The following is a 15,066-nucleotide window of genomic DNA, read 5'->3' as shown; positions in this document are numbered from 1 at the left end:
TGCGCGCCTATGACCAACATCCCCCACACCCAAATCACCGAACCCGCGGTCACCTGCTCGACCTGCGCGGCTTGCTGCTGCCAGCTGGAAGTCATGCTGATCACCGACACCGGGGTGCCGGAACGCTATATCGACACCGATGACTGGGGCGGCGAAGTGATGCTGCGCCTGGACGACGGCTGGTGCGCAGCGCTGGACCGGGACACGATGATGTGCACGATCTATGAGCGACGGCCGCTGATCTGCCGGGAGTTCGAGATGGGGGCGCCGGAGTGCCTGACCGAGCGCGAAGGGATCGCTACGGCCTACCGCTGATTGAACGACATCCTGTAGGAGCCGGCTTGCCGGCGATAGCATCATCTCGGTGTCACTGATAGACCGTGATGTCTGCATCGCCGGCAAGCCGGCTCCTACAGTGAGAGGTGTGTTTAGAGCGGTAGGGTGTAGTGCACCGAGTAACTCTCTACCCCGTCGTTGTTGCTGCTGATGCCCGCGTTGGAATAATGCGTGGCACGAATGCCCACTTCATGTCCGCCTGCGAAGCGCAGGCCGAAACCCAAACGGTCTTCGAACTGGAAGGCCTGGCCGATGTTGTTGTCTTCCACTTTGGTGCGCGAGAACACCGCCACGCCAATCCCGGCTTCGATGTACGGCTTGACCTTCTCCCCCGCAAACTCGTACACAAAGACCGGCGAGAACGACAGGCTGCTGACGCTGGAGCGCTTGTCACCGTCCCAATAGGTGTAGGCGCCGCTCCAGTAGCCGGTCAATCGACCGGTATCGCTCTGCCACCAGCTTTTGTCCCAGTCCGAGGTCAGCCCCAGCCGATAGGTCATGGTCGAATCGCTGGTGCTCCCCACACCGAACTCCAGGCCAGCGGCCTGCGCCGAAACAGAGTGCCCCACTACAACGGCCGCAATCGCGGCCAAACAGAACAAGCGCTTCATAAGAAACATCCTTTCCAAACGAAGTTATAGGATTTTTTACAGGCAATCTCGCTATAGAAGCTGGCGTGTAGTCAGAAGTTCCAGCTTATAACGCCGGTATTTCACGAATTTTTCACGAAGCGAAGCTTCGCACAACGCCCGGATATTTCCATAGTGTCGGTAGGATATTTCTTAGGTGATACACATCGCCACTGGTCCAGAACTGCGCGGGTTCAAGATTGCCGGCGGCCAGCAGGTCGCGCTCGCCCAGCAGACGCTTGAGCTGACGGGCCACGGCGGCGCCGGTGTCGATGAGAATGATGCTGGGGGGCAGCATCTGCGCCAGGAGTGGCTTGAGGAAGGGATAGTGGGTGCAACCAAGAATGATGGTGTCGCAGCCGGCGCTGAGCAGCGGTTCGATGTAACCCTGCAACATCTGGCGCAGGGCTGGGCTGTTCAGGTCACCGCTTTCAATCAGTTCAACCAGACCCGGGCACGGCTGGGTCACGACCTTCACATCGGTAGCGAAACGGTCGAGCAACGCGGCGAACTTGGCGCTTTGCAGCGTGCCGGTGGTGGCAAGCACCCCGACGACGCCACTGCGAGTCGCGGCGGCTGCGGGCTTGACGGCGGGCTCCATGCCCACCAGCGGCCAATCAGGATAGTCCAGGCGCAGGTCGGCAACAGCGGCGACGGTGGCGGTATTACAGGCAATCACGAACGCCTTGACGCCCTGCTCCCGGAAAAACGCCGCCACCCGCCGCGAGCGCTCAAGGATAAATGCCGGGCTTTTCTCGCCGTAGGGGATGTGCCCGCAATCGGCCACATACAGCAATGGTTCGTGGGGCAACAGTTGCTGAATTTCGTCCAGCACGGTCAATCCGCCGATACCGGAGTCGAACACACCGATCGGCGCGCCCTTATCCATGTTGCGTCCCGCACACGCTGCAACCGGGGTCACGTTTGACGCGCAACTCGCGAAAGCGTGTGGTCAAGGCATCGATAAGCAACAGGCGGCCCACCAGCGGCTCACCGAAACCAGCCAGCAGTTTCAAGGCTTCCAACGCTTGCAGGCTACCGACCACCCCCACCAGCGGGCCGACCACGCCGGCTTCGCTGCAGGTGAGGTCGGTGTCGCTGCCGTGCCCGTATAAACAGTGGTAGCACGGGCTCTCTTCACGGCGCGGGTCGAACACCGACAGTTGCCCTTCCAGGCGAATCGCCGCACCGCTGATCAAAGGTTTGCCGGCCGCGACGCAAGCCGCGTTGACCGCTTCGCGGGTGGAGAAGTTGTCGCTGCAATCAAGCACCACGTCCACCGCTTCGACCGCTGCTGCCAGTGTGTCGGCATCCAGCGCGGAGCGATGGGCGATCAGTTTGATCTCGGGGTTGATGGCGGCCAGGCGGCGCAGGGCCGAGTCGACCTTTGTCTGCCCGACACTGTCAGTGTCGTGGATGATCTGGCGTTGCAGGTTGGTCAGGTCGACAGTGTCGAAGTCCGCCAGATGCAGTTCGCCCACGCCCGCCGCCGCCAGGTACAGCGCAACGGGCGCGCCCAGGCCACCGAGGCCGACGATCAAGGCACGGCCGTTTTTCAGGCGCAATTGGCCGTCAATGTCGACATGTTGCAACAGAATCTGTCGGCTATAGCGCAACAGCTCCTGATCGGTCAGCACGGCCGGCGCCCCAGGGTGATGCGCTCGTGGCCGCCGAGGTCGATGCGGCTGTGAACCTCTTCAAAACCTTCACTCAACAGCAGGTCGCGCACAGCCGGAGCCTGGTCGTAGCCATGCTCCAACAGCAGCCGGCCACCCGCATTCAGATAAGAAGGGGCTTCTTTGATGATCAAGCGCAAGTCGTCCAGACCATCATGGCCAGCCACCAATGCGCTGGCCGGTTCAAAGCGTACATCGCCTGCTACCAGATGCGGATCGTTGGCAGCAATGTACGGCGGATTGCTGATGATCAGGTCATAGGTATGACCTTGCAACGCGCTGAACCAATGGCTGTTCAGCACCGTCGCGTTATCAAGGTGAAGCCTTTGACGATTGCGCTCGGCCAAGGCCACCGCTTCCAGCACACGGTCGACGGCGGTGACGTGCCAGGCCGGGCGCTCGCTGGCCAGGGCCAGGGCGATGGCACCGCTGCCGGTACCCAGGTCGAGAACCTTGGCGGGCGTGGCCGGTAACAATTCCAAGGCAGCTTCCACCAGCAATTCAGTGTCCGGACGCGGGATTAGCGTGTGGGGCGCGACCTCCAGGTCCAGCTTCCAGAAACCCTGCTGGCCGAGGATATACGCCACCGGCTCACCGCCACGACGACGTTGCAGGTAGCCGGCAAAAGTCAGCGCGTCTTCACTGGTGACGATTTTCTCGGGCCAGGTGTGCAAGTAGCTGCGCGACTTGCCCAGGGCCGCCGCCAGCAACAATTCGGCATCCAGACGCGCAGTAGGCGAATCCGGAAGGTCAGCGGCGCGCAGCAGGCTGGCGATGATGGTCATTTATTCACCTATCGCCGCGAGTTGATCCGCCTGGTATTCGGCGAGCAATGGCTCGATCACGGCGTCTACGCCACCGGCGAGAATCTCGTCCAGGGAGTAAAGCGTGAGGTTGACGCGGTGGTCGGTGACCCGGCCCTGGGCAAAGTTGTAGGTGCGGATGCGCTCGGAGCGGTCGCCCGAGCCGACCAACAGTTTGCGCTCGCTGGCAATCGCGTTGGCGGCGGCGCTGGTCTGCTGGTCGTTGAGCTTGGCTGACAGCCAGGACATGGCCCGCGCACGGTTCTTGTGCTGGGAACGCTCTTCCTGGCACTCCACCACGATGCCCGACGGCAAGTGAGTGATGCGGATGGCGGAGTCGGTCTTGTTGACGTGCTGACCGCCAGCGCCCGACGAGCGGTAGGTGTCGACGCGCAAATCGGCCGGGTTGATCTCGATGGCTTCCTGCTCGTCCGGCTCGGGCAGCACGGCCACGGTGCAGGCGGACGTATGGATTCGGCCCTGGGACTCGGTCGCCGGCACGCGTTGTACGCGGTGTGCGCCGGACTCGAACTTGAGCTTGCCGTAGACGTTATCGCCTTCAACCCGCGCGATGACTTCTTTATAGCCGCCGTGCTCGCCTTCGTTCTCGGACAGGATTTCTACGCGCCAACCGCGACGTTCGGCGTACCGCGAATACATGCGGAACAGATCGCCGGAGAAGATCGCCGCTTCGTCGCCGCCGGTGCCAGCACGGATTTCGAGGAATACGTTGCGCCCGTCGTTCGGGTCCTTCGGCAGCAGCATGCGTTGCAGGTCACCTTCCAGCGCAGCCAGCTTGTCCTTGGCTTCGCGGACTTCTTCCACGGCCATTTCACGCATGTCCGGGTCGCTGTCCTTGAGCAGCGCCTGGGCGCCTTCAAGGTCGGCCTGGGTTTTAAGCCACTGCCCATAGGTGGTCACAATCGGCTCAACTTCCGCGTATTCCTTGGAATACGTACGGAATTTGGCCTGATCAGAGATGACTTCGCCATCGCCGAGCAGGGCGGTCAGTTCTTCGAAACGATCCTGGAGCACGTCCAGTTTATTGAGCAGTGACGCTTTCATTGCGGTTTTTTATCCGAAGAGCTATCTGACGCGCCCTCACCGAGGGCAAAGAGTTCCTGGGCCATGGCCAGCGCATCGAGGCGGCCTTCGGCGGTAAGCTTTTTCAATTGTACGCTGGGCGCGTGGAGCAACTTGTTGGTAAGACCACGCGCCAGTTGCATCAACACTTCTTCGGCACTGCTGCCGTTGGCCAGCAAGCGCTGGGCCTTGATCAACTCCTCGTCGCGCAGGCGTTCGCCCTGCTGACGATACGCCTTGAGCACATCCACCGCCGCCAATTCACGCAGGCGCACCATGAAATCTTCGGCACCGGTGCTGACCATCTCTTCTGCAGCCTGGGCGGCACCCTGACGGCTCTTGAGGTTTTCGGCGACCACTTCGTGCAGATCGTCGACGCTATAGAGGTAAACGTCGTCCAACTCGCCGACTTCGGGTTCGATATCCCGAGGAACGGCGATATCCACCATAAAGATCGGTTTGTGCTTGCGCAGCTTCAAGGCGCTCTCGACCGCGCCCTTGCCAAGAATCGGCAACTGGCTGGCAGTGGAGCTGATGACGATATCGCTGCGCACCAGTTCGGCCGGGATATCTGCCAGCAATACGGCGTGCGCGCCGAACTGCTCGGCAAGGATGCTCGCGCGCTCCAGAGTGCGGTTGGCGACAACAATGCGCTTCACGCCCAGATCGTGCAGGTGACGGGCGACCAGGGTGATGGTCTCACCGGCGCCGATCAGCAGGGCCTGGCTGCGTTGCAAGTCACTGAAAATCTGTTTGGCCAGGCTGACGGCCGCAAACGCCACGGACACCGGGTTTTCGCCAATGGCGGTGTCGGTGCGGACCTGCTTGGCGGAATTGAACGTCGCCTGGAACAGCCGGCCCAGCAGCGGGCCGACGGTGCCGGCCTCACGCGCCACGGCGTAGGCGGATTTCATCTGGCCGAGGATCTGCGGCTCACCCAGCACCAGCGAATCGAGACCGGATGCCACACGCATCATGTGACGAACTGCCGCATCCTCTTCGTGCACATAAGCGCTCGCGCGCAGGTCGTCGAGGCTCAAATGGTGGTAATCGGCCAGCCAGCGCAGCACCACATCCGCTGAAAGATGTTCCTGCTCTATATAAAGCTCGCTGCGATTGCAGGTCGAAAGGATCGCAGCTTCGCGACTGTCGGTGAGCCGGCAGAGCTGCTGCAGGGCCTCAACCAACTGCTCTGGCGTAAACGCCACGCGCTCGCGCACGTCTACGGAGGCAGTCTTGTGGTTAATACCGAGTGCGAGGAAGGCCATTCAATATCGCTGATGATGTCGGGAAGCCGACAATTGTCCTACTTCGAAAGATTCAGAACAACCACCGTAAGCTATTGTCCTAATGCCTTGTGTCTATAAAGGCACCCATTGAGACTCGGTTATGTTTGGCCGAAGGCTTGTGTCATGATGATCCGACCGCAGGTTAGTCGTCCTCTTCCTATATGAATAGATCTTCCGCGTTGCTCCTTGCTTTTGTCTTCCTCAGCGGCTGCCAGGCCATGGCCCCCGTGTCGCCGGACGGTACGCCGCCGGTGGAAGACAGCACCCCCGCCCCTGAAAAGCCCAAGGTTTATTCCTCGTTCAGTGAAGAAACGGTGTTCAGCCTGCTGACCGCGGAACTCGCCGGCCAGCGCAACCGTTTCGACATTGCCCTGGATAACTACGTGACCCAGGCCATCAACACTCAGGATCCGGGGATTTCCGAGCGCGCGTTCCGCATCGCCGAGTACCTGGGCGCCGACCAGGCTGCGCTGGACTCTTCGCTGATCTGGGCGAAGAACGCACCGGACGACCTGGAAGCCCAGCGGGCGGCGGCCGTTCAGTTGGCACGCGCCGGGCGCTATGACGACTCCATGGTCTATATGGAGAAGGTCCTCCAGGGCAAGGGCGACACGCATTTCGACTTTCTCGCGCTGTCGGCGGCCGACACTGACCAGGACACGCGCAATGGTTTAATGAAGAGCTTCGACCGCCTGCTGCAAAAACACCCGAAGAACAGCCAACTGATTTTCGGCAAGGCCTTGCTGCTGCAACAGGATGACGAAGCCGATGCAGCGCTGAAGCTGCTGGAGCAGAATCCGCCGGAAGAAGGCGAAATCGCCCCGATCCTGCTGCGCGCGCGCCTGCTGCAGAACCTCAATCGTGGCAAGGAAGCGATTCCGCTGCTGGAAAAAAGCATCAAGAAGTATCCGGAAGACAAGCGCCTGCGCCTGACCTACGCGCGCATGCTGGTCGAGCAGGACCGCATGGAGGACGCCAAAGTGCAGTTCGCCAGCCTGGTCCAGCAATACCCTGACGATGACGAATTGCGCTACTCCCTGGCACTGGTGTGCCTGGAAGCCAAAGCCTGGGACGAGGCCAAGGGTTACCTGGAAGAGCTGATCCAGCGCGAAAGCCATGTGGATTCGGCGCACCTGAACCTTGGCCGTATCGCCGAGGAGCGCAGCGACCCGCAGGCCGCCCTGCTCGAATACGCCCAAGTCGGCCCTGGTAATGACTACCTGCCTGCCCAGTTGCGCCAGGCCGACATCCTGATGAGCAACGGTCGCACCGACGAGGCGGAAAAACGCCTGGCCGCGGCGCGCGATGCCGAGCCGGACTATGCGATCCAGCTGTACCTGATCCAGGCTGAGACCTTGTCGGCCAACAATCAGGGTGAACGTGCCTGGAAACTGCTGCAACAAGCCTTGTTGCAATTCCCCGACGATTTGAACCTGCTGTATACCCGCGCCATGCAGGCGGAAAAACGCAATGACCTGGCGCAAATGGAAAAAGACCTGCGCCTGATCATCAAGCGCGACCCCGATAACGCCATGGCCCTCAACGCCTTGGGTTACACCTTGTCCGACCGCACAACGCGTTATGACGAAGCCAAGGTGTTGATCGAACAAGCCCACAAGCTCAACCCGGAAGACCCGGCCGTACTCGACAGCCTCGGTTGGGTGAATTACCGCCTGGGCAACCTGGACGAAGCCGAACGCTTGCTGCGCCAAGCGCTGGAGCGCTTCCCCGACCAGGAAGTCGCCGCTCACCTGGGCGAAGTGCTGTGGGCCAATGGCAAACAGCGCGAAGCACGCCAGATCTGGGAAAAATTCCTCAAGGAACAACCTGAAAGCCCCATCCTGCGCGGCACCATCAAGCGCCTGACCGGATCCGAGACCCTTTAAGCTTATGTTCTTGCGCCACGTTGTTATTTTTAGCTTCATCGCCTTGCTCGCCGGTTGCGCGGGTTTCGGCGCCCGTGAATCCGTTGAAGGTCAGGGCAACCCGGCGCAATGGAAGCAGCACAAAGATCAGCTCAGCAGCATCGACGGCTGGCAAATCGAAGGCAAAGTCGGGGTTCGCGCGCCGAAGGATTCCGGAAGCGGCACCTTGTTCTGGCTGCAACGCCAGGATTACTACGATATCCGCCTGTCCGGCCCGCTGGGCCGTGGCGCGGCACGCCTGACCGGTCGCCCGGGGCAAGTCAGCCTCGAAGTGGCCAATCAAGGGCGTTATGAAGCGACCTCGCCGGAAGCGCTGCTGGAAGAGCAGATTGGCTGGAAGCTGCCGGTGTCTCATCTGGTCTGGTGGGTACGCGGCCTTCCCGCACCCGACAGCAAGAGTCGTCTGAGCCTCAATGGCGACAGCCGCCTGGCCACGCTGGAACAGGATGGCTGGCAGGTCGAGTATTTGAGTTACGTAGAGCAAAGCGGATATTCGCTGCCTGAGCGCATCAAGCTGCACGGCCCCGACCTTGACGTCACCTTAGTGATCAAGGACTGGCAACCGCGCAAACTGGGGCAATAACGTGACTGTACAAACCTTGACCCTACCCTCCCCGGCAAAACTCAATCTGATGCTGCACATCCTCGGTCGCCGTGAAGATGGCTACCACGAACTGCAGACGCTGTTTCAATTTCTCGACTACGGCGATGAACTGACCTTCGCCGTGCGCGACGATGGCGTGATCAAGCTGCATACGGAATTCGAAGGTGTGCCTCACGACAGCAACCTGATCGTGAAGGCGGCGAAAAAACTTCAGGAACAATCCGGTTGCCGGCTCGGCATCGACATCTGGATCGATAAGATCTTGCCCATGGGCGGTGGTATCGGTGGCGGCAGCTCGAATGCCGCGACCACATTGCTGGGCCTGAATCACTTGTGGCAACTGGGTTGGGACGATGATCGCCTGGCCGCGCTGGGCCTGACACTGGGCGCCGACGTCCCGGTTTTCGTGCGTGGGCACGCGGCTTTCGCCGAGGGCGTGGGGGAGAAACTCAGCCCGGAATACCCCGAGGAGCCTTGGTATGTCGTGCTTGTGCCGCAAGTATCTGTAAGTACAGCAGAAATTTTTTCAGATCCGTTGTTGACACGTAACTCTTCTCCCATTAAAGTGCGCCCCGTTCCCAAGGGAAACAGTCGAAATGACTGCTTACCGGTTGTAGCAAGGCGTTATCCAGAGGTACGTAACGCTTTGAATTTGTTAGGTAAATTTACCGAAGCAAAATTAACCGGAACTGGAAGTTGTGTGTTTGGGGGCTTCCCAAGCAAAGCTGAAGCTGATAAAGTCTCGGCCCTTCTTACAGAGACCCTTACAGGGTTTGTAGCAAAGGGAAGCAACGTTTCGATGTTGCATCGCAAGCTGCAAAGTCTGCTCTAAAGGAACCGAGTGTTAGGCACTCGTTGCAACAGATACAGGGGCGTCGCCAAGCGGTAAGGCAGCAGGTTTTGATCCTGCCATGCGTTGGTTCGAATCCAGCCGCCCCTGCCATTTTCTATACTCATCCAGGTTACCCTCAGCCTCTAGGTACTGCGCGTGTCCAAGATGATGGTCTTTACGGGGAATGCTAACCCCGATCTGGCTCGGCGTGTCGTACGTCAGCTGCATATCCCTCTCGGTGACATCTCTGTCGGTAAATTTTCCGACGGCGAAATTACAGCCGAGATCAATGAAAACGTTCGCGGTAAAGACGTCTTCATTATTCAGCCGACTTGCGCTCCGACCAACGATAACCTGATGGAACTCGTCGTGATGGCTGATGCCTTCCGCCGCTCCTCAGCGACTCGAATCACAGCTGTAATCCCTTACTTTGGTTATGCCCGTCAGGATCGCCGTCCGCGTTCCGCACGTGTGGCTATCAGCGCGAAAGTCGTCGCTGACATGCTGACCGTGGTAGGTATCGACCGTGTTCTCACGGTTGACCTGCACGCTGACCAAATCCAGGGGTTCTTCGATATTCCGGTAGATAACATCTACGGCTCCCCCGTACTGGTGGATGACATCGAAGACCAGCGCTTTGAAAACCTGATGATCGTGTCCCCGGACATTGGTGGCGTCGTGCGTGCACGGGCTGTTGCCAAATCCCTGGGCGTGGACCTCGGGATCATCGACAAACGCCGTGAGAAAGCCAATCACTCTGAAGTGATGCATATCATCGGTGATGTCGAAGGGCGTACCTGTATTCTGGTTGATGACATGGTCGACACCGCCGGCACCCTGTGCCACGCGGCGAAAGCCTTGAAAGAGCACGGTGCGGCTAAAGTCTTCGCCTACTGCACACACCCTGTGCTGTCGGGCCGAGCGATCGAGAACATCGAGAATTCCGTGCTGGACGAACTGGTGGTGACTAACACCATCCCATTGTCCGCCGCTGCTCAAGCCTGTGCGCGTATCCGTCAACTGGATATCGCACCGGTCGTTGCCGAGGCGGTCCGCCGCATCAGCAATGAAGAATCGATCAGCGCGATGTTCCGCTAAGGGTCACACCTTCGGCACATCCCACTGACGAAAAGCGCCCCGCCCCGACATTCTGTTGGGGCGGGGCTTTTTTGCCCATGTCGAGTACGGCGCTGGTCGCAAACGCCCCTCGATGATGGCTATTTTGGAGATACAAAATGACTGACTTTACTCTGAACGCTCAAGCGCGTACTGACCTGGGGAAAGGTGCGAGCCGCCGCCTGCGTCACGCCGCCAACATCCCAGCCGTTGTATACGGTGGTAACAAAGCTGCTGAATCCGTGACCATCCTGGCCAAGGAAATCGCCAAGCTGTTCGAAAACGAAGCTGCCTACAGCCACGTTATCGAGCTGAACGTCGACGGCACCAAGCAGAACGTCATCGTTAAAGCGATGCAGCGTCATCCGTCCAAGCAGTTCATCATGCACGCTGACTTCGTTCGCGTTGTAGCCGGCCAGAAACTGACCGCTATCGTGCCTGTACACTTCATCGGTGAAGAAGCACCGATCAAGAAAGGCGGCGAGATTTCTCACGTTGTGAACGAAATCGAAGTGACCTGCCTGCCGAAAGACCTGCCTGAGTTCATCGAAGTCGACCTGTCGGCTGCTGAAGTTGGCGCAATCATCCACCTGTCCGACCTCAAAGCCCCTAAAGGCGTTGAGTTTGTTGCACTGGCTCACGGTGATGACAAAGCGGTTGCCAACGTTCACGCTCCACGCGTTGCTCCAGAAGCTGAAGAAGGCGCTGCAGAGTAATTCACTCTGTCTTGCCGGAGCTTGAGGAAACATCGCGGACCGGAACGTAGCGAGAAAGCGGGCGATAACGCGGCGTTTACTCTTGAGTAAATAGCTTCTGTCGTCCACTTTCGCCGCACACTTGGTTGCGGCGATGTTATCCACAACTCCAAAGGAAGGGCCCCTGTCGTGACTGCCATTAAACTGATCGTTGGCCTGGGAAATCCAGGCGCCGAATACGAACAGACCCGGCATAACGCGGGGGCCCTTTTTGTTGAGCGCATCGCCCACGCCCAAGGTGTTACCCTTGCGGCCGATCGCAAATATTTTGGCCTGACCGGGCGCTTTTCGCACCAGGGTCAGGATGTTCGTCTGCTGATTCCCACCACCTACATGAACCGCAGCGGCCAGGCTGTCGCGGCGCTTGCGGGTTTCTTTCGGATCAAACCCGAGGAAATCCTGGTGGCCCATGACGAACTGGACCTGCCACCCGGTGTTGCCAAGCTCAAGCTGGGCGGCGGGCATGGCGGGCACAACGGCCTGCGCGACATCATTGCGCAGTTGGGCAATCAGAATAATTTCTACCGTCTGCGGCTCGGCATTGGCCACCCAGGCGTTGCCAGTATGGTTTCAAATTTCGTCCTGGGTCGTGCGCCACGCGCCGAACAGGAAAAACTCGATGCCAGCATCGACTTTGCCCTCGGCGTGCTGCCGGATATCTTCGCCGGTGAATGGAACCGCGCGATGAAAAACCTGCACAGCCAGAAGGCCTGACTCTTACCGAGGGGAAACACCATGGGATTCAATTGCGGCATCGTCGGCCTGCCCAACGTCGGCAAATCCACCCTGTTCAACGCCCTGACCAAGTCCGGTATTGCGGCGGAGAACTTCCCCTTCTGCACCATCGAGCCCAACAGCGGTATCGTGCCGATGCCGGATCCACGCCTGGACGCCTTGGCGGCCATCGTCAATCCAAAACGCATCCTGCCGACCACCATGGAGTTCGTCGACATCGCTGGCCTGGTTGCCGGCGCGTCGAAAGGTGAAGGCCTGGGCAACAAGTTCCTGGCCAACATCCGCGAGACCGATGCCATCGCCCACGTGGTCCGCTGCTTTGAAGACGAGAACGTGATTCACGTCTCCAACAGTGTCGACCCGAAACGCGACATCGAGATCATCGACCTGGAACTGATCTTCGCCGACCTCGACAGCTGCGAGAAGCAACTGCAAAAAGTCGCGCGCAACGCCAAGGGTGGCGACAAGGACGCCGTGGTCCAGAAAGGCCTGCTGGAGCAGTTGATCGCTCACTTCACCGAAGGCAAGCCGGCACGCAGCCTGATGAAGAACATGGGCGCTGACGAAAAGGCCGTGATCAAGGGCTTCCACCTGCTGACCACCAAGCCTGTGATGTACATCGCCAACGTCGCCGAAGATGGCTTCGAGAACAACCCGCTGCTCGACGTGGTCAAGGCCATCGCCGACGAAGAAGGCGCGATCGTGGTTCCGGTGTGCAACAAGATCGAAGCAGAAATTGCCGAGTTGGATGACGGCGAAGAAAAAGACATGTTCCTCGAGGCCCTGGGCCTGGAAGAGCCTGGCCTGAACCGCGTGATCCGCGCGGGTTACGAAATGCTCAACCTGCAGACCTACTTCACCGCCGGTGTTGAAGAAGTCCGCGCCTGGACCGTCAAGGTCGGAGCTACCGCGCCACAGGCTGCTGGCGTGATCCACACCGACTTCGAAAAAGGCTTTATTCGCGCCGAAGTGATCGCCTACAACGACTTCATCCAGTTCAAGGGTGAAGCCGGTGCCAAGGAAGCCGGTAAGTGGCGCTTGGAAGGCAAGGAATACATCGTGAAAGACGGCGATGTGATGCACTTCCGCTTCAACGTGTAAGTATTTCACGCGGTTTCTGCCAACAAAAAAAGCCGATGCACTGCATCGGCTTTTTTGTGGGTGTCAGTAAGGCAAAAAAACGCTTACATCAAAATCGCAGATCAATATTGATTACTCCTACATCCAACACCCAAACAAGAACACATAACATAGCAGCAACTTAATCCAGGAATAAATTTAACTTTTCCTACACATCACCGGACGAAAATCACCTTAATTTTAGCTGATACTTTTTATAACTTAATCGCTATTGACCAGCCCTTGCCTACAACTTACTTATTGGTGCAATCACAACAATGAGTACTCATTCGATGTCGGCCATCTGCCAAAGGGAAACTGAAATGGATATTTCATTCATCGAAGGCCAAGACACTGAAAATACACTTGCCAGAACTGCGCCACTCAATATTGACATTTTATTACTGGGAGAAACCGGCACGGGCAAGGATACTTTGGCCCAAAGGGTTCATCGTCTGTCGGGACGGCGGGGTAATTTTGTTGCTGTCAACTGCGCGGCCATCCCGGAGAGCCTTGCGGAAAGCCAGTTGTTCGGCGTCAACAGCGGCGCTTTTACCGGCGCCATGCAATCGCGGGCCGGTTTTGTCGAAGCAGCCCACCTGGGTACTCTTTATCTCGACGAGATCGACAGTATGCCACTGGTCCTGCAAGCCAAACTGCTTCGGGTGCTTGAGTCTCGCGGAGTGGAGCGCTTGGGCTCGACCCGTTTCATCCCGGTAGACATGCGAGTCATCGCATCAGCACAGCATGCGTTGCATAAAATGGTAGAGCAAGGGGCCTTCAGACGTGACCTGTACTTTAGATTGAATGTCGTCAACATCCAGCTTCCCGCGTTGCGTGATCGACGCGAGCGCATCGTCCCGTTATTCCTTGAAATGATCCGCCAGGAAGCCGATCACTTCAATTGTCCTGCCCCCTGCCCGCCTGAGGGCTTGTTACAACAGCTTTTGTGCCATACATGGCCCGGTAACGTGCGTGAACTGCGTTCGACCGCCAAGCGTTTCGTATTGGGCCTGGCTCCGCTATCAAACGCTGTGGATGACCAACAGATGAGTGGAATCAGCCTGAAGACACGCTTGCAACACATCGAAAAAGCGTTGATCGAAGAGTCTCTGTATCGCCATGACCATTGCGTTGACAGTGCTGCGCTGGCGCTACGGGTCGCCAAGCGGACACTGTATTACCGGATGAAACAACTGAATATATCTATTCCTTGAACCTAGCGTTTCTACAACCTGCCACCTACAACCTTATGAGTAGGCAAAACACCTCAACACTCATACACAGGTAGCCATCAGAACATCATTACAAACCGCACAACTCGAAATTTAACATTTAGAAACGAACAATCCGGACACATGCGGAACGCTTTCCCACCACCCACCACATAAACATAGCCAAGTTTAGTTGCAGAAAATTTCCAACTTCACCCATGGCATACACATCTACGTCCGAACGAAAAAAACTGGAGTTTCATTATGATAGGTGGAATTGGCGGTATCGGTAACAACAGCACCCAAAGCCTTTCGGCAGGCTCTCAAGCTGGCGGGAGCGGCGGAGGTAGCGGCGGCGACGATCTGCTCGGTAAAGCAGAAGCCATTGCCCGGGAGGGCTTTGAACTGAGCTTGAAAGCAAAGCAAATCACCAACAAATACGCCGCAGCTAAAGAAGTCCGATAACACAAGTGCCTCTCCGATCCATTTATCGGGGAGGCGCTCCAAGTCGCTGAATAGCAACTCTCGACGTCGGCATCCACTCGAACGCTGTTTCCCTGCCAAGCATCGAAGGCCCTATATGCAGATAAAAGAATATGACTTTTCAGCACAGCACCGTGCGCTCCAAAGCAACACTGCAACTCAGGATGAATCGACATCCAACACGGATGCAGGCTTTTTCTCTTCAATGTTAGAGCAGTCAAAGCCAAACGGCGTCAGCTCGGCCCCTCATTCACCCATGATGCTGACAGAGGCCGCTCAACAACTGAAGTCCAAGGAAAGTCGCTTGGTACGAGCACTCAAATCTACAAACAAGGGTGCCGACCCCGACGATTTCAGACAATACCCACGCGAATTATCCAACGTGGTTCTGACCTCTCAATTGCTCGTCAAAAGCCTCGCCAAGGCAACTCAATCCATCGACAAAATCAGTAACCTGCAGTAGTGGC

General features: G+C 58.1%; 17 protein-coding genes and 1 tRNA gene. 12 read left to right on the top strand and 6 right to left on the bottom strand.

Annotated elements, in window-relative coordinates:
- Positions 1–9: 9 nt before the first annotated feature.
- A complete protein-coding gene (locus HX793_RS04680) occupies positions 10–315 on the top strand; it encodes a YkgJ family cysteine cluster protein (protein ID WP_016977069.1) in 306 nt (101 codons plus the stop codon).
- A gap of 113 nt (positions 316–428) precedes the next feature.
- Here the strand turns inward: HX793_RS04680 and HX793_RS04675 are convergent, their stop codons facing one another.
- From HX793_RS04675 to hemA, 6 genes are all read right to left on the bottom strand, one after another.
- Entirely contained in the window at positions 429–947 is a 519-nt protein-coding gene (locus HX793_RS04675) for an acyloxyacyl hydrolase (RefSeq protein ID WP_177002320.1), read from the bottom strand.
- Positions 948–1,059: 112 nt separating this feature from the next.
- A complete protein-coding gene (gene murI, locus HX793_RS04670; RefSeq protein ID WP_177095019.1) occupies positions 1,060–1,854 on the bottom strand; it encodes a glutamate racemase in 795 nt (264 codons plus the stop codon).
- Positions 1,847–2,602 carry a molybdopterin-synthase adenylyltransferase MoeB gene (locus HX793_RS04665; protein WP_177095021.1) on the bottom strand — a complete coding sequence of 252 codons (756 nt, stop codon included), beginning with the start codon at positions 2,600–2,602 and terminating at the stop codon, positions 1,847–1,849. Before HX793_RS04665 ends, murI begins: the two co-directional genes overlap by 8 nt.
- Positions 2,596–3,426 carry a peptide chain release factor N(5)-glutamine methyltransferase gene (prmC, locus tag HX793_RS04660; RefSeq protein ID WP_177050369.1) on the bottom strand — a complete coding sequence of 277 codons (831 nt, stop codon included), beginning with the start codon at positions 3,424–3,426 and terminating at the stop codon, positions 2,596–2,598. The genes HX793_RS04665 and prmC overlap by 7 nt, the downstream gene beginning before the upstream one ends.
- On the bottom strand, positions 3,427–4,509 hold the full coding sequence (prfA, locus tag HX793_RS04655) for a peptide chain release factor 1 (protein WP_061435246.1): 1,083 nt from the start codon (positions 4,507–4,509) through the stop codon (positions 3,427–3,429).
- Complete coding sequence (hemA, locus tag HX793_RS04650; RefSeq protein WP_016977075.1) at positions 4,506–5,795, bottom strand: glutamyl-tRNA reductase; 1,290 nt, start codon at positions 5,793–5,795, stop codon at positions 4,506–4,508. The genes prfA and hemA overlap by 4 nt, the downstream gene beginning before the upstream one ends.
- A 182-nt stretch (positions 5,796–5,977) precedes the next feature.
- Between hemA and HX793_RS04645 the strand changes: the two genes are divergently transcribed.
- From HX793_RS04645 to HX793_RS04595, 11 genes are all read left to right on the top strand, one after another.
- Entirely contained in the window at positions 5,978–7,702 is a 1,725-nt protein-coding gene (locus HX793_RS04645; protein WP_177050372.1) for a tetratricopeptide repeat protein, read from the top strand.
- Between the two features lie 4 nt (positions 7,703–7,706).
- A complete protein-coding gene (gene lolB / locus HX793_RS04640) occupies positions 7,707–8,324 on the top strand; it encodes a lipoprotein insertase outer membrane protein LolB (protein WP_177058703.1) in 618 nt (205 codons plus the stop codon).
- Between the two features lie 49 nt (positions 8,325–8,373).
- Positions 8,374–9,177: a 4-(cytidine 5'-diphospho)-2-C-methyl-D-erythritol kinase gene (gene ispE, locus HX793_RS04635; protein WP_218168599.1), complete on the top strand. Its 804-nt coding sequence runs from the start codon at positions 8,374–8,376 to the stop codon at positions 9,175–9,177.
- Between the two features lie 36 nt (positions 9,178–9,213).
- A tRNA-Gln gene (locus HX793_RS04630) sits at positions 9,214–9,288 on the top strand.
- 45 nt (positions 9,289–9,333) lie between these two features.
- Positions 9,334–10,275 (top strand): ribose-phosphate pyrophosphokinase, encoded by a 942-nt coding sequence (locus HX793_RS04625; RefSeq protein ID WP_003171603.1) that lies wholly within the window; start codon positions 9,334–9,336, stop codon positions 10,273–10,275.
- Between the two features lie 137 nt (positions 10,276–10,412).
- The gene (locus tag HX793_RS04620; RefSeq protein ID WP_016977079.1) at positions 10,413–11,009 is read left to right on the top strand and encodes a 50S ribosomal protein L25/general stress protein Ctc; all 597 of its coding nucleotides are present in this window, start codon (positions 10,413–10,415) and stop codon (positions 11,007–11,009) included.
- 168 nt (positions 11,010–11,177) lie between these two features.
- A complete protein-coding gene (gene pth / locus HX793_RS04615; protein WP_016977080.1) occupies positions 11,178–11,762 on the top strand; it encodes an aminoacyl-tRNA hydrolase in 585 nt (194 codons plus the stop codon).
- Positions 11,763–11,783: 21 nt separating this feature from the next.
- Positions 11,784–12,884: a redox-regulated ATPase YchF gene (ychF, locus tag HX793_RS04610; protein WP_003171595.1), complete on the top strand. Its 1,101-nt coding sequence runs from the start codon at positions 11,784–11,786 to the stop codon at positions 12,882–12,884.
- A gap of 311 nt (positions 12,885–13,195) precedes the next feature.
- Positions 13,196–14,119: a sigma 54-interacting transcriptional regulator gene (locus HX793_RS04605; protein WP_016977081.1), complete on the top strand. Its 924-nt coding sequence runs from the start codon at positions 13,196–13,198 to the stop codon at positions 14,117–14,119.
- A gap of 261 nt (positions 14,120–14,380) precedes the next feature.
- Positions 14,381–14,581 (top strand): hypothetical protein, encoded by a 201-nt coding sequence (locus HX793_RS04600; RefSeq protein ID WP_016977082.1) that lies wholly within the window; start codon positions 14,381–14,383, stop codon positions 14,579–14,581.
- Between the two features lie 115 nt (positions 14,582–14,696).
- Positions 14,697–15,062 (top strand): EscI/YscI/HrpB family type III secretion system inner rod protein, encoded by a 366-nt coding sequence (locus HX793_RS04595; protein WP_177050373.1) that lies wholly within the window; start codon positions 14,697–14,699, stop codon positions 15,060–15,062.
- Positions 15,063–15,066: the final 4 nt, after the last annotated feature.

The organism is Pseudomonas reactans, from assembly GCF_013387025.1.
GTDB lineage: Bacteria > Pseudomonadota > Gammaproteobacteria > Pseudomonadales > Pseudomonadaceae > Aquipseudomonas > Aquipseudomonas reactans.
The sequence above is the reverse complement of the archived record's forward strand: the minus strand, read 5'-3'. Positions and strand labels throughout refer to the sequence as shown.

Coding starts and splice junctions, on each gene's coding strand:
- HX793_RS04680 (WP_016977069.1), top strand. CDS start 10: ATGACCAACATCCCCCACACCCAAATCACCGAACCCGCGGTCACCTGC.
- HX793_RS04675 (WP_177002320.1), bottom strand. CDS start 947: ATGAAGCGCTTGTTCTGTTTGGCCGCGATTGCGGCCGTTGTAGTGGGG.
- murI (WP_177095019.1), bottom strand. CDS start 1,854: ATGGATAAGGGCGCGCCGATCGGTGTGTTCGACTCCGGTATCGGCGGA.
- prmC (WP_177050369.1), bottom strand. CDS start 3,426: ATGACCATCATCGCCAGCCTGCTGCGCGCCGCTGACCTTCCGGATTCG.
- prfA (WP_061435246.1), bottom strand. CDS start 4,509: ATGAAAGCGTCACTGCTCAATAAACTGGACGTGCTCCAGGATCGTTTC.
- hemA (WP_016977075.1), bottom strand. CDS start 5,795: ATGGCCTTCCTCGCACTCGGTATTAACCACAAGACTGCCTCCGTAGAC.
- HX793_RS04645 (WP_177050372.1), top strand. CDS start 5,978: ATGAATAGATCTTCCGCGTTGCTCCTTGCTTTTGTCTTCCTCAGCGGC.
- lolB (WP_177058703.1), top strand. CDS start 7,707: ATGTTCTTGCGCCACGTTGTTATTTTTAGCTTCATCGCCTTGCTCGCC.
- ispE (WP_218168599.1), top strand. CDS start 8,374: ATGCTGCACATCCTCGGTCGCCGTGAAGATGGCTACCACGAACTGCAG.
- HX793_RS04620 (WP_016977079.1), top strand. CDS start 10,413: ATGACTGACTTTACTCTGAACGCTCAAGCGCGTACTGACCTGGGGAAA.
- ychF (WP_003171595.1), top strand. CDS start 11,784: ATGGGATTCAATTGCGGCATCGTCGGCCTGCCCAACGTCGGCAAATCC.
- HX793_RS04605 (WP_016977081.1), top strand. CDS start 13,196: ATGTCGGCCATCTGCCAAAGGGAAACTGAAATGGATATTTCATTCATC.
- HX793_RS04600 (WP_016977082.1), top strand. CDS start 14,381: ATGATAGGTGGAATTGGCGGTATCGGTAACAACAGCACCCAAAGCCTT.
- HX793_RS04595 (WP_177050373.1), top strand. CDS start 14,697: ATGCAGATAAAAGAATATGACTTTTCAGCACAGCACCGTGCGCTCCAA.